This window comes from Paracoccus sp. NFXS7 (genome assembly GCF_040148865.1).
Lineage (GTDB): Bacteria > Pseudomonadota > Alphaproteobacteria > Rhodobacterales > Rhodobacteraceae > Paracoccus > Paracoccus marcusii.
In genome coordinates this window covers 78347-91674 of record NZ_JAKEKV010000007.1, presented here as the reverse complement: position 1 = coordinate 91674, position 13328 = coordinate 78347, and the positions used below count along the sequence as shown (strand labels likewise).

Below are 13328 nucleotides of genomic sequence, written 5' to 3'. Positions count from 1 at the left end.
CGGTCCGGGCGCGGTCGGTCCGGTGGCTCAGGCGGCGGGGCCGTAATAGGCGTAGCTGCCGGCGGCGGTGAAGCCGAGGCTGGCATAAGTGGCATGGGCTGCGGTATTCGCGCGGCTGACGGCCAGGCCGATGCGTGTGGCACCGAGATCCTGGGCCCAAGCGGCGGCTTGGCGCATCATCCAGCCGGCGAGACCCTGGCGGCGGAAGGCAGGCAGGACTTCGACGGCGTGGACCATGGCGGTGCGGTCATGCAACGCGACGAAGCCTGCGCCTGCGGCGCGGTCCCGGATGCGGCCCAAAAGTGCGGCCTTGGGCAGGGGCACGCGGTCGATCACGGCCTGTCTTGCGGGAGTGATGTTGCCCGCGCCCCAGATCTGGCGCTGGATCGCCAAGGGGGGCCAGATGGCAAAGGCGGTCACGGGCGGGATTGGCCGGTCGGTCAGCGCGGCGATGGGTGCGGCCATGACCTGGGTCGGGATATGCGCGCCGAGGCCGCGCGCGGTCAGGGTGGCGATCAGGTCAGTCTCATCGTCCCAGGCACGGAACAGCGGCGGCTGACCCCATGCGGCATGACGGGCGCAGGCGGCGTCGATGTCGGCATCGCCCCACGGGCCCACCACGATGGCCGAGCTGACGCGCCCGCCCGCCCCTGCGCCCCGCCCAACCAGGAAGCCGCCGCAGCGGACGGTGTCAAACGCGGGCCAGGTCGCCTCGAAGGCGGCGGCCAGATCGGGGTCGGGCCTCACAGACCGATGCGTCCGCGCAGCGCGGCCATGGCCTGATCGACGCGGGCGGCATCGAGGCCCCGCACGACCAGGTTCGTCCCCCAGCCCGTATCGTCGCGGAACGGATACGACCCCAGGGACAGGTCGGCATATTCGGCGGCGACGGCCTTGAGGTCCTCGGCCACCTCGCTCTCGCCGCGGCGGACCTCGACGGTCAGGGATTGCACCGGGCGGCCCACGGGCAGCTGCGGGATCAGCCAGGCGACCATGGCGCGGAACACCTCGGGGACGCCCGCCATCACATGCGTCGCGCCGATGGAGAAGCCGGGCGCGGCCGACACGGCATTGTCGATCAGCGTCGCACCCACGGGGATGCGGGCCATGCGCAGGCGGTTCTCGTTCAGTTCGACCCCCATGCGGTCACAGCGCTCCTGCAGCAGGGCGCGGGCGGTGGGGTTGACCTCGACCGTGGTGCCATGGGCGGCGGCCACGGCATCGGCGGTGATGTCGTCATGCGTGGGCCCGATGCCACCGGAGGTGAACAGAAGGTCGTATGCCCCGCCCAGGGTCCGGTCCAGTGCGCGGATCGCATCCACGATGCGGTCGGTGTCGTCGGCCACGACGCGGATCTCCTGGAGGTCGATGCCGGTGGCGGTCAGCACCTGGGCCAGGTGATGGGCGTTCCCTTCGCGGGTGCGGCCGGACAGGATCTCGTCGCCGATGACCAGGATGGCGGCTGTGGGGTTGTCGGACTGCATCAGGCTCTCCCTTGGGTGTCGCGCCCCATCTATGCCCGCAGCCGGGGCTGGAACAAGTGGGCGCGCGTCTCTATCTAGGGCGGCAGACAGAAAGGATCAGCGATGGACGAAGGCCGTATCACGAGGGAAGGCATCCGCCTGCACATGCCCGGGGATTTCGCAGGCATGCGGGCGGCGGGCGCCCTGGCCGCGCGGATCCTGGACGAGGTGGGGCCGATGGTCGCACCGGGCGTCACCACCGGCGCGTTGGACGATTTCATCCGGGGCCGGGTGACGGAGCTGGGCGCGACCTCGGCCACGATCGGCTATCGCGGGTACCAGCATGCCAGCTGCATCAGCGTGAACCACGTGGTCTGTCACGGCATCCCGGGCGACAAGAGCCTCAAGGACGGCGATATCCTGAACATCGACGTGACGGTCATCCTGGACGGCTGGTTCGGCGACACCAGCCGGATGTATGTGGCGGGCAAGCCGTCGCTCAAGGCGCAGCGGCTGCTGCAGGTGACCCATGACGCGCTGATGAAGGGGATCGAGGCCGTGCGCCCCGGCGCGACCTTCGGCGACATCGGCGCGGCGATCCAGACCTATGCGGAGGAACGGCGGATGTCCGTCGTGCGCGATTTCTGCGGCCACGGGATCGGGCGGGTGTTCCATGCGCCGCCGAACGTGCTGCATTTCGGGCGCGCGGGCAAAGGTCCGGTGCTGGAGGAGGGGATGTTCTTCACCATCGAGCCGATGATCAACCTGGGCCGCCCGGAAACCAAGGTCCTGGCCGATGACTGGACGGCGGTGACGCGCGACAAGTCGCTGTCGGCGCAGTTCGAACATTCGATCGGCGTGACGGCCGACGGATGCGAGATCTTTACCCCTTCCGACCGGTTCTTCCCCGAACTGGCGTGATCGATTGCGTCCCGCGGTGGCCGGGGGCGCTCCGCCCCCCGGACCCCCCGGAGGTCGCAATCATTCATTGGTCAGGAAAACACCGCAAGGCGTCCTCCGCCCCAGGGGGTCCGGGGGGTGGAACCCCCCGGCGCCGCGCGGGACGCAAAGCTCAGGCGCGGCCGGACGCAGCCGACAAAAGCGACGGATCGATCCCCTGCGCCCGCAGCGCGCGCTGCCACTTGTCCTCGTGCGACAGATCAAAGATCAGATCCTCGGCGCCATCTCCGGTCAACCAGCCATTGGCCAGCATCTCGGTCTCCAGCTGCCCCGGCCCCCAGCCTGCATAGCCAAGCGCCAGAACCGCAGGGTCGGGGCCATAGCCCTGCGCCAATTCGACCAAGATGTCGCGCGTCGTGGTCATCGCCAGCGCCTGGCCGATCCGCAAGCGACCCTCGGGGTCCTGCCCGTGCTCGGCCACCTTGTGCAGCACGAATCCCCGGCCCGGCTCGACCGGGCCGCCAAAGCGAACCTCGATCGGCCGCGCATCCTCCTCGGCCTCGATGCCCAGCTGGTCCAGCAGATCGCCAAAGCCGATCTCGGGCAGCGGGCGATTCAGCACCAGCCCCATCGCCCCCTCGTCGGAATGCGCGCAGACCAGCACCACGGACCGCTCGAAACGCGGATCGCTCATGCCTGGCATGGCGATCAGGATCTTGCCGGTCAGGTTGCGGTCTTGGGCGGAATCACCGGTGATGCTGGTCATCATGTCTCCTTTTCATGACAGATCGGCACTGGGGCAGGATGTTGCAAGGCTTGCGCGGAATTGTGACTTTCCGCCCCCGCCGCGCGGGCGCTAGGACAGGGGCATGACACATTTCCCCCGCCCGCTTCTTGCCACCGCCCTGGCGCTTTTCCTGACCGGACCCGCCATCGCCCAGGACGACCTGCCGCCCGGCCTGCGCGGCGCACAGCTGCTGCCCGGCTGGACCGAACCCGGCGGCGCGCGCATCCTGGCGCTGGAACTGCTGCTGGAGCCGGGCTGGAAGACCTACTGGCGCAGCCCCGGCGACACCGGCCTGCCGCCCCAGCTGGACTGGGCGGGGTCACGGAACCTGTCCCATGTCACCCTGCACTGGCCCGCGCCCCAGGCCATCCGGTCCGGAGAGACGCTGGAGATGGGCTATCACGACCGCCTCGTGCTTCCGCTGACCGCCCATCCGCAGGACCCCGGCAAGCCCGTCGACATCTCCGCCCAGATCGATCTAGGCCTGTGCGAGAACATCTGCGTTCCCGTGCACCTTGAACTGCAGGCGCCGCCCGTGGGCAGGCAGTCGGACCCGGTGATCGCCAGCGCCCTTGCAGCGGAGCCGCAGCGCCTGGACGGCAATCCCGCCTGCGAGGTGACGCCCCTGGCAGACGGGCTGCGCGTCGCGATGGACCTGCCGCAGGGCCCGGCCACGCTGGCCGCGGTCGAACTGACCGACAATCCGCAGATCTGGGTCTCGGCGGCGGACATCCTGCCCGGACCCACGGGCCCCCAGGCGGTTGTCGAAATGGTCGCCCCCTCGGGCAAGCCCTTCGATCTGGACCATGACGCGCTGCGCCTGACGGTGATCCCGGCCGATGGGGGCCGGGCGACCGAAACCACCGGCTGCACCGCGGACTAGGTCCCCGCGCGGCGCCCCCGCCGGACCTGCGCCAGGGTTGCCCCCGCCATGATCGCCGCCAGCATCGCCAGATAGGCCAGCAGCGCGCCCCCCGCCCCCGGCCACCCGCCGGGCGCGGCCAGGCCCATCGCGGGCAGCACCGTCACCGGCCCCAGGATCAGCAGCAGCCCCGCGACGGCCGCGATCACCGCGCCGCGCATCACGACGCGCACCGGCCCGGCCCGCAGGCTGCGGCGAAAGGCCCGGCGGGCGCGGGCCAGATCGTCGCCTGCGACCAGCACGGCCGGCACCACCAGCAGCACCAGCACCATCCCGAACCCCAGCCCATAGGCCAGCGTGACCACCGTGGGCTTGAGGAACAGCGCCTGCGACGAACGTTCGTACAACAGCGGGGCCAGGCCCAGGACCGTGGTGGCCGTGGTCAGCAGCACGGGGCGGAACCGGTCGGCGACCGCATCGACGATCGCGGGCCGCAGGGCCCGGGTGGCCCGGTATTCGTCGATGGTCGAGATCAGCACGATGGAATCGTTGATGATGATCCCCGACATGCCGATCAGGCCCACCACGGAAAACAGGCTCAGCGGCAGGCCCCAGGCCGCGTGCCCCCAGACCGCGCCGATCAGTCCGAAGGGGATGACCGACATCACCACCAGGGGCCGCGTCCAGCTGGCAAAGATCCACGCCAGCACCATGTAGATGCCGGTCAGCGCCAGCGCGAATCCGATCAGAGCTTCTGACAGGAACGCGCGCTCCTGCTGGGCCAGGCCGGTGACGTCATAGGTCACACCGAACTGCGCGGCGATGTCGGGCAGCAGGCGCGTCTGCAGGTCGGCGGTGATCGCCGCCGCCCGCGCCGGATCGTCGCCCGAGATGTCGCCGGTGACCTCGATCATCCGCTCGCCGTTCTCGCGGCGGACGACCGAGAAGCCCGCCTCGGTGCTGACCGACACGATGTCGCCCAGGGGCACCCAAGCCCCGGACGCGGTGCGCATCTGCATCCGGTCCAGGAAATCGGCGCGGCGGTCGTCTTCGGCCAGTTCCACGGTGATGGCGCCGGTGCGGGTGCCCTCGGGCCAGGTTGCGGCCTCGATCCCGCCAAGGCGCTGGCGCAGCTCGCGCGCAAACCCGTCGGTGGTGAAGCCCAGGGCCTCGCCCTGGGGCGTCAGGCGCAGCGCCAGCTCGTCCTTGTCATAGTCCAGGCTGTCCTCCAGCGCCGAGACCTCGGGCGCCTCGGCCAGCCGCGCCTTCAGCGCCTCGGCGGCGGCCTTCAGCGTCGCGGCATCCGCGCCGGTCATCAGCACCGAGATGGCATCGCCGCCCGGTCCCGACCGCCCGCCGCGAAAGCTGATCGTTTCCAGCTGAGGGTCGGTGGGCATGGCCTCCTGCAAGGCGGCGACCAGCTCGAAGCTGGAATAGGGGCGGAAATCGGGGTCGATCAGCTCCATCTGGACGGCGCCCAGCAGGTCGGCATCCTTGGTCTCGGCCCCCGGCAGGGGACGGCCCGCATTGCCGCCGACCTGGGTCATCACATGGGTCAGCGGGCTGACGCCGTATTCGGCCTCATATTCGGCCGCGACCCGGTCCACCGCGTCCTGCACCAGTCCCATGACGCGCAGGGTGTCGTCGCGGGTGGCCCCCTCCAGCATGGCGAAATTGCCCGACACACTGCCCTGTTCGGGCGAATCGAAGAACCGCCACGGCACCGACCCGCTGATCAGCGCCGCCGTGGACCAGGAAAAGCCCACCATGACCAGCGCCAGCACCGGATAGCGGGCGACAAGCACCAGACGCGCCAGCGGGCGCAGAACGCCCGCCACGAACCGGTCCAGCCAGCGGTTCACGACGACCGACGGCCGGTCGTACCAGCGGTCCTTGCCGTGATGGGCCAGCGCATGCGCCATGTGGTTGGGCAGGATCAGGAAACATTCGATCAGCGATGCCGCCAGCACCAGAATGACGGTCAGAGGAATGTCCGACACCAGCGACCCGAACTGTCCGCCGATCAGCACCAGCCCGGCAAAGGCGATGATCGTGGTCAGGGTCGATGCGATCACTGGTGCGCCCATCGCGCCCGCCGCCCGTTCGGCGGCGATCAGCGGCGGCTCGCCCAGCTTGCGGGCGCGATAGTCGGCATGTTCGCCCACCACGATGGCGTCGTCCACGATGATGCCCAGCGTCAGGATCAGCGCGAACAGAGAGATCATGTTGATCGTCATGCCGACCGCGTACATCATCGCCACCGCCGCCAGCAGCGCCGCCGGGATGCCCGCCGCGACCCAGATCGCGGTGCGGGCGTTCAGAAACAGGAACAGCAGGCCCAGGACCAGCGCCAGCCCCATCAGCGCATTGTCCATCAGCAGCGACAGCCGGGCCGAGATCTGTTCCGCCCGCGCCCGAACCAGTTCCGCCGTGACCCCCTGCGGCAGGGTCGGCGCCAGCGCGTCGACGGCCGCCTGCACGTCCTGCTGCATGCCGATCGCGTCGCCCGATGCGCTGCGCTGGACGGACACCGTGACCGCCGGGTTGCCGTCGACGAAATAGGCCACGCCACGGTCGATGCCCGTGTCGCGCACCTGCGCCACGTCGCCTATGGTCAGCTGCGTCCCGTCGGGCAGCGCGGTCAGGACCAGAGCCGAGACCTGTTCGGGGGTGCGTGTCTCGGCCCCCGTGCGCACGCGCGATATGCCCGATGCCACGTCGCCCGCAGGCGTGGGCGCGGCGGCGGCGGCGATGGTCGCCGCGATCTGGTCCAACGTGATGTCGTGCTGCACCAGGTCGGCCATGCGCAGCTGGACCAGGGTTTCGGGGGCGGACAGGCCGGTGACGGACAGCCGCGTCACCCCACGGGCGTACAGGCGGTTGGTCAGGTCGTCCGCGATGCGGCCCAGCTGATCCAGGCCCACAGGGCCCGAGATCACCACGTCGGTGACCGCGTCGCGCCAGGCGCGGCGCGTGACCTCGGGGTCCTCGGCGCCCTCGGGCAGGTCGCCCGCGGCGGCGATGGCGGCCTCGACCTCGCCGGTGGCGCGGGACATGTCCCAGCCCGGCTCGAACTCCAGGGTGATGCGGGCGCTGCCTTGGCTGGACTGGCTTTCGGTCAGGGACACGCCCTCGACCGCGATCAGCGCGGGTTCCAGCACGCCGACCACCGAGCGGTCCACATCATCCGCCCCGGCCCCGTCCCAGCGGACGGCCACCTGGATCTGCTGGACGACCGTGTCGGGAAAGAATTGCGCCCTGAGGCGCGGCGCGGAATAGAGGCCCGCCACCACCATCACCGCCAGCAGCAGGTTGGCCAGCGTAGCATGGCGCACAAAGGTGCCGATCAGGCCCGGGCGCCTATCCACGGGTGGGACCCCGGCCCTGCGCCCGCTGATCGGGCCCCTGCGCGGGCACGGGGGCTGCGGCGTCGCGGACGCGGATGCCGGTGCCCAGCTGCGGCGCGCGTTCGGCTACGATGCGCGCCCCTGCCAAGTCGGCCGGCACCGCGATGATCAGATCGTCACCCTGCCGGCGCAGCACGGTCACGAGCGTCGCCTGCAGGCGGCCGTCCGCCCCCGCGACAAGCACGCCGCCATCCGACCCCAGGGTCGCCGCCGGGATGATCGCCGCGTCGGACAGCGCCGGTTCGGCGATGCGCGCGGTCACGAAATCGCCCGGGCGCAGCGCCTGCGCACCCTGGACCAGCCGGGCATAGACCACCCGCCCCGCCGTCCCTTCCGCGACCGAGGCCGCCGCCCGGTCCAGCCGCGCCTGCGCGACCACTGCGCCGGCGCTGCCGTCCAGCGTCACCGTCACCTCGCGGTCCAGCAGGGCACCGTCCGGGCCCAGCAGGCGCCCGAACTGGTCCAGCGACAGCGGGATCTGCAGTTCCAGCGCCGCGGGGTCGATGATCGTGGCCAGCTGTTCGTTCACGCCGACCAGCGCGCCCTCGACCGCGGTGACGGCGGTGACGCGCCCGTCGAAGCCCGCGCGCAGTTCCGTGTCGGCCAGTGCGCGGCGGGCCTCGGTCACGGCGATCTCGGCCCGGCGCAGGGCGTTCTCGGCCGCGGTCACGGCGCTTTGCGCGTCGGCCTGGGAGGCGCGGGCGGCGATCACGGTCTGGCTGGCGGTGGATGCGGCCAGTTCGGCGGTCTCGCGGTCCAGGCTGGTGCCCAGGCCGCGGTCGGCCAGCTGCTCCTGCCGCGTCACCGCGGCGGCGCGCAGTTCGGCCTGGCGGTCCGCCGCGGCCACGTCCTGGGCCGCGATGTCGACGCGGCGGCGCGCATCCTCCAGCACGCCCTGGGCGTCTGCGCGTTCGGCCTGGCTGCTGTCCAGCGCCGCCTGTGCGGCGGACGGGTCGATGCGCGCCAGCAGCTGGCCCGCGACGACCGTGCCGCCCTCCTGCAAGGCGGGGTCCAACTGGACGATGCGGCCCCCGGCACCCGCGCGCAGCTGCAGTTCGCGTCGCGACAGGACCTGGCCGAACACCTGCATCTGCGGCTGGACCACCCCCGGCGCGACCGTGACCAGCCGCGCGGCATAGACCTGTTCGGCAGGGGCGCGCACCGCGGGTCCATCCCCGTCCGGCGTCACCGTACGCCACAGGATCCCCGCGGCCAGCATCAGCAGGGCCAGCGTCAGGAAGGTCAGGAACAGCCCCAGAAGGCTGCGGGACAGGAAATGCATGCGGATGGTCCATCTATGGGATGGCCGGGATAGCGCATGATGGGCAAACGAAACCTAAACGGAAAGCGATTCCAGCCGCGCCTGCAGCGACAGAAGGTCCGCCCAGGCCTCGCGCTTGGCGGCGGGGTTGCGCAGCAGATAGGACGGGTGCGTCATGGGCAGTGCGGGCCGTCCGAACGCCTGCACCCACTGGCCGCGCAGGCGCAGGATGCCGCGTTTCTCGATCGCCGCCTGACAGGCAATGTTGCCCATCAGCACGATCAGGTCGGGCGCCACCAGATCGACATGGCGGCGCAGGAACGGCAGGCTCACGGCAATTTCATCGGGCTCGGGGTCGCGGTTGCCGGGCGGGCGCCATGTCAGGACGTTCGTGACATAGAAGGCGCGTTCCGCATCGACCCCGTCGCGCGACAGCCCGATGGCCGCGAACATGCGGTCCAGCATCTGTCCCGCGCGCCCCACGAAGGGGCGGCCCTGCCGGTCCTCCTCGTCACCCGGCGCCTCTCCAAGGATCAGGACGCGGGCCTTGGGATTGCCATCGGCAAAGCAGAAATTGCGGGCGCCCTTCTTCAGCTCGATCCCGTCAAACCCCTGCTGGGCCTCGGCCAGCGCGGCCAGGGTGCCGGCCCCGTCGGCCAGTGCCTGCGCCAGGGCCACGCTGCCGGCCAGATCGTCGTCGGCGGGCGGCGGCAGGGCCTGGGGCACGGGGGCCGCGGGCGCCACGCGGGTCGGCAGGTCGAACCGGTCGACCGGCGCATCCAGCATGGGCACGTCGCAGCCCATCTCCAGCTGCCAGTCCAGCAGCGCCAGCGCGCTGTCCCCGTCCAGCGTGATTCCCCGATATGTGGCCTGATCGTTCATCGCCGCACGCTAGGGCCGCGGACCGCCCTAGTCCACCACCAGCATGTAACCGGTGCCCCGCACCGTCTGCAGGAAGCGCGGCTCTCGCGGGTCGGGCTCGATCTTGCGGCGCAGGCGGGTGATCTGGACGTCGATGGCGCGCTCTCCGTTCTCGTCCTCGCCGCCGCCCCGGCCCAGGTCGTCGATCAGGTCGGCGCGGCTGACCGGCTGGCCCCGGCTGGCCGCAAGACGGCGCAGCAGCGCGGTTTCCGTGCCCGTCAGGCGCAGCGGCGCGTCGCCGTTCCACAACTCGCCCTTGTCCGTGTCATAGCGCAGCGCGCCAAGCGTCAGGTATTTCGGCTGCGCCACCTCGACCACCGGCACCCGGCGCAGGATCGCACCGATGCGCAGCAGCAGTTCGCGCGGCTCGAAGGGCTTGGGCAGGTAATCGTCGGCGCCGCTTTCCAGCCCGCTGATCCGGTCCTCTGTCTCGCCCTTGGCGGTCAGCAGCAGGATCGGCGTGTCGATGCGCTCGCGCAGCGCCCGCGTCAGGGCCAGGCCGTCCTCTCCGGGCATCATCACGTCCATGACGATCAGGTCGAATTCCAGCCCCGCCAGCAGGCGGCGCGCCTGGACCGCGTCGCGGGCCATGGTGACCATGTATCCGTTCTTGCGCAGGAACCGCCCCAGCAGCGCGCGGATGCGTTCGTCGTCGTCGACGATCAGCAGGTGGCAGTCGGTATGCGTCATGGCGGCCTCAGCGGTCTTCGGGAAGATCCTTCAGCGCCTGATACTGCGCCCGGGTCTCGGGGTCCATCATCGCTTCCAGAACCTGGCGGAACCCCGACACGGCCTGGGGCCCGGCATTGCGATAGGCGGCGCGCATCCGTGCCCGCTGCGCCTCGGACAGGCGGCGTTCCAGGGCGGTGCCCTTGGCCGTCAGGTGCAGCTGGCGTTCGCGCCGGTCGCGCCGGCCGATGCGGCTGTCGACCAGCCCGTCCTCGATCAGGGTGCGCAGCACGCGGTTCAGCGACTGCTTGGTCACGCCCAGCACCGCCAGCAGCGAGGTGACCGTCAGCCCCGGATCGCGGTTGACGAAATGCAGCGCGCGGTGATGGGCGCGGCCGTAATCCAGCTCGGCCAGGATCAGGTCCGGATCGGCGGTGAAGGCGCGATAGGCAAAGAACATCGCCTCGATCCCGCGGCGCAGCTGGTCGTCGGTCAGGAACAGCAGGTCCTCGCCCATCATCGCCTGGATCCGCGCTTTTTCCTGCATCTGCACCCTCTGTTCGTCACCTGCCCCGGATATGGCAGCGTTGTTGACTTTCTAATCCGTGATTGCTAGCCGTCAAGCATCTTGCGTAACAAACATGCCAAATCCGCCCTGACAGGCGCAAGAATCGAAAAACCGGGCGGCGGATGGAGACATATGATGCTGGCTTACGACGATCGCGACGGCAAGATCTGGATGGACGGGGATCTGGTGGACTGGCGTGACGCCAAGGTACACATCCTGACCCATGCGATGCACTATGCCAGCTCGGTCTTCGAGGGTGAGCGGTGCTATGACGGCAAGATCTTCAAGGGCCACGAACATTCGCTGCGCCTGATCGAATCGGGCCGCCTGCTGGACATGCCGATCCCCTATTCCGCCGAGGAGATCGACGCCGCCAAGGAGGCCGTGCTGAAGGCCAACGGCTTCGAGAACGCCTATGTCCGCGTCGTCGCATGGCGCGGGTCGGGCCTGGACATGGGCGTGTCCGCGGCGCGCAACCCGGTCCGCATGGCCGTCGCGGCCTGGGAATGGGGCAGCTATTATGGCGACGCGAAATGGCAGGGCGCGAAACTGGACGTGGCCAAGTGGAAACGCCCCAGCCCCGAGACCATCCCCACCGCCGCCAAGGCCGCGGGCCTCTACATGATCTGCACCATGTCCAAGCACGCGGCCGAGGCCAAGGGCTGTTCGGACGCACTGTTCATGGACTGGGAGGGTTACGTGGCCGAGGCGACCGGCGCCAACATCTTCTTCGTCAAGGACGGAGAGGTCCACACGCCGCTGGCCGATCGCTTCCTGAACGGTATCACCCGTCAGACCATCGTGCAGATGCTGAAGGACAAGGGCTATACGGTCCACGAACGCCGCATCACGCCCGACGAGCTGGAGGGGTTCCAGGAATGCTGGCTGACCGGCACCGCAGCCGAGGTGACGCCCGTGGGCCAGATCGGCGACTGGCATTTCCAGGTGGGCCAGATCACCCGCGACGTGGCCGAAAGCTATGAGGCCTTGGTCCGCGCCTGAGGTCTGAATGCGGGACCGCCCCTGCGGGCGGTCCCCCTCGGGGTCACCGCAGGTGACCCCGCGCGATGCGGGCGTATTCGGCGGCCTTGCGGCTGTCCTCGGCCCGGGCATGGGGGCGCGCGTGCAGGGCGCGGATGGCACTGTGCATCCCGCCCTCGCGGTCAAGGCGCAGGAATTCGCGCAGGCGCGCCGCCCCCTGCATCCGCGGCTTGTCGGCATGATGTCTGGTCATGGTCAGCCCTCCCGTGGGTGTCACCCCCTGGACTATAGGGCCGATCCGGTCCGATTTGAACAGTGTTGTTCGAAATGCAGGCTCAGGCGGCCTTGATCCCCTGTGCCGCCGACAGGACCGCGTGCAGCGCGACGGGGTCGTCATTGGCGCGCAGCTTGGCGCGCAGGTCCTGATCGCGCAGCGTGCGCGACACCAGCGCCAGCGCCTTGAGATGGTCCACGCCGCTGCTTTCGGGGGCCAGCAGCGCAAAGATCAGATCGACCGGCTGGCGGTCCACCGCGTCGAAATCCAACGGCTTGTCCAGCCGCAGGAACAGCCCCGCGACCTTGTCCAGCCCGTGCAGCCGCGCATGCGGCAGCGCCACGCCCTGCCCCACCCCGGTCGGCCCCAGGCTTTCGCGTTCCTGCAGCGCATCCAGCACCTCGGAGGCGTTCAGCCCGTATTCCGCATGGGCCAGATCGGCCAGCTCCTGGAACAGCCGCTTCTTCGAGGTGACCTGTCCCAAGGAACGGACCGCCCCGGGCCGGAGGATTTCAGCAAGTTGCATGGCGCCTTTGTCTTTCCCAAGCTGTCCGCCCCCCGGACATGGCTGTCAGGGGGGCGGCATCCAGTGCGGCCGTCGTCCCGCGTCGTCTGGACGCGGACGTGCGGTCAGCCGTTTCCGCGCGGATCGATCCAACCGACGTTGCCGTCGTCGCGGCGGTGGACGACATTGACGCCGCCGTGTTTCTCGTTGCGGAACACCAGCAGAGGGGTGCCCGACAGTTCCATCTGCATCACCGCATCGCCGACCGACAGGGTGGGCACGCGGCTTTGCATTTCGGCGATGATGATCGGCTGCAGGCTGTCATCCTGCGATTCCCACGCATCCTCGTCGGCGGCCAGCACATAGCTGCCTGCCTCGCCGAAGACAACCGGTTCGGGCCGTTCCTTGTGGTGGTCCTTCAGGCGGCGCTTGTAGCGGCGCAGCTGCTTGTCCATCTTCTCGCGGCAGGCCTCGAAGGCGGCATAGATGTCGGTATCCGTCCCGCGCGCGGCCACGTTCAGGCCGGTGGACAGGTGCACGACCGAATCGCACATGAACTGATGCGCGTCCTTGGAAAAGGTCACCGCCGCATCGGTCGGACGCTGAGAGTACTTCTCGATCGTGGCGCCCAGTTCGGTCTTTACATGCGTGCTGAGGGCATCACCCACATCGATGTGTTTTCCGCTGATGGTATAGCGCATCGTCACTCCTCTCCGGTTGCCCGTCGTCG

The 13328-nt window shown here is 69.8% G+C and carries 14 protein-coding genes; 3 read left to right on the top strand and 11 right to left on the bottom strand.

All coding sequences use genetic code 11. From position 1 onward, the window contains the following. Nucleotides 1-27: 27 nt before the first annotated feature. Both LZ686_RS12700 and LZ686_RS12695 read right to left on the bottom strand, forming a co-directional pair. On the bottom strand, nucleotides 28-747 hold the full coding sequence (locus tag LZ686_RS12700; protein WP_349548039.1) for a GNAT family N-acetyltransferase: 720 nt from the start codon (nucleotides 745-747) through the stop codon (nucleotides 28-30). After that, the gene (locus tag LZ686_RS12695; RefSeq protein ID WP_045983329.1) at nucleotides 744-1484 is read right to left on the bottom strand and encodes a competence/damage-inducible protein A; all 741 of its coding nucleotides are present in this window, start codon (nucleotides 1482-1484) and stop codon (nucleotides 744-746) included. Before LZ686_RS12695 ends, LZ686_RS12700 begins: the two co-directional genes overlap by 4 nt. A gap of 102 nt (nucleotides 1485-1586) precedes the next feature. Between LZ686_RS12695 and map the strand changes: the two genes are divergently transcribed. Then, complete coding sequence (map, locus tag LZ686_RS12690; RefSeq protein ID WP_349548038.1) at nucleotides 1587-2384, top strand: type I methionyl aminopeptidase; 798 nt, start codon at nucleotides 1587-1589, stop codon at nucleotides 2382-2384. Nucleotides 2385-2535: 151 nt separating this feature from the next. Here the strand turns inward: map and LZ686_RS12685 are convergent, their stop codons facing one another. Continuing rightward, on the bottom strand, nucleotides 2536-3129 hold the full coding sequence (locus LZ686_RS12685) for a YqgE/AlgH family protein (protein WP_046001439.1): 594 nt from the start codon (nucleotides 3127-3129) through the stop codon (nucleotides 2536-2538). 103 nt (nucleotides 3130-3232) lie between these two features. Here LZ686_RS12685 and LZ686_RS12680 point away from each other — a divergent pair, with 103 nt between their 5' ends. Further along, nucleotides 3233-4033, top strand: coding sequence for a protein-disulfide reductase DsbD domain-containing protein (locus tag LZ686_RS12680; RefSeq protein WP_349548037.1), 801 nt, complete (start codon nucleotides 3233-3235; stop codon nucleotides 4031-4033). On the opposite strand, the gene LZ686_RS12675 is transcribed toward LZ686_RS12680, so the two are convergent. The 5 genes from LZ686_RS12675 to LZ686_RS12655 are packed head-to-tail and all read right to left on the bottom strand — an operon-like array spanning nucleotide 4030 to nucleotide 10817. Then, nucleotides 4030-7380, bottom strand: a complete 3351-nt coding sequence (locus tag LZ686_RS12675; protein WP_349548036.1) for an efflux RND transporter permease subunit — start codon at nucleotides 7378-7380, stop codon at nucleotides 4030-4032. The genes LZ686_RS12680 and LZ686_RS12675 overlap by 4 nt on opposite strands. After that, nucleotides 7373-8701 carry an efflux RND transporter periplasmic adaptor subunit gene (locus LZ686_RS12670; protein WP_349548035.1) on the bottom strand — a complete coding sequence of 443 codons (1329 nt, stop codon included), beginning with the start codon at nucleotides 8699-8701 and terminating at the stop codon, nucleotides 7373-7375. Before LZ686_RS12670 ends, LZ686_RS12675 begins: the two co-directional genes overlap by 8 nt. Nucleotides 8702-8755: 54 nt before the next feature. Next, nucleotides 8756-9562 carry a uracil-DNA glycosylase gene (locus LZ686_RS12665; RefSeq protein WP_349548034.1) on the bottom strand — a complete coding sequence of 269 codons (807 nt, stop codon included), beginning with the start codon at nucleotides 9560-9562 and terminating at the stop codon, nucleotides 8756-8758. Between the two features lie 27 nt (nucleotides 9563-9589). Beyond that, the gene (locus LZ686_RS12660; protein ID WP_046001231.1) at nucleotides 9590-10291 is read right to left on the bottom strand and encodes a response regulator; all 702 of its coding nucleotides are present in this window, start codon (nucleotides 10289-10291) and stop codon (nucleotides 9590-9592) included. Nucleotides 10292-10298: 7 nt separating this feature from the next. Next, nucleotides 10299-10817 (bottom strand): MarR family winged helix-turn-helix transcriptional regulator, encoded by a 519-nt coding sequence (locus LZ686_RS12655; protein WP_046001230.1) that lies wholly within the window; start codon nucleotides 10815-10817, stop codon nucleotides 10299-10301. 156 nt (nucleotides 10818-10973) lie between these two features. Between LZ686_RS12655 and LZ686_RS12650 the strand changes: the two genes are divergently transcribed. After that, nucleotides 10974-11840 carry a branched-chain amino acid aminotransferase gene (locus LZ686_RS12650; RefSeq protein WP_369799449.1) on the top strand — a complete coding sequence of 289 codons (867 nt, stop codon included), beginning with the start codon at nucleotides 10974-10976 and terminating at the stop codon, nucleotides 11838-11840. A gap of 43 nt (nucleotides 11841-11883) precedes the next feature. Here LZ686_RS12650 and LZ686_RS12645 read toward each other — a convergent pair whose 3' ends face one another. The 3 genes from LZ686_RS12645 to hpf all read right to left on the bottom strand — a co-directional run bounded on the left by LZ686_RS12645 (nucleotide 11884) and on the right by hpf (nucleotide 13299). Continuing rightward, complete coding sequence (locus LZ686_RS12645; RefSeq protein WP_349548033.1) at nucleotides 11884-12072, bottom strand: hypothetical protein; 189 nt, start codon at nucleotides 12070-12072, stop codon at nucleotides 11884-11886. 82 nt (nucleotides 12073-12154) lie between these two features. Next, entirely contained in the window at nucleotides 12155-12619 is a 465-nt protein-coding gene (locus LZ686_RS12640; protein ID WP_046001228.1) for a PTS sugar transporter subunit IIA, read from the bottom strand. Nucleotides 12620-12723: 104 nt separating this feature from the next. Next, nucleotides 12724-13299, bottom strand: coding sequence for a ribosome hibernation-promoting factor, HPF/YfiA family (hpf, locus tag LZ686_RS12635; RefSeq protein ID WP_045984022.1), 576 nt, complete (start codon nucleotides 13297-13299; stop codon nucleotides 12724-12726). Between the last annotated feature and the right edge of the window lie 29 nt (nucleotides 13300-13328).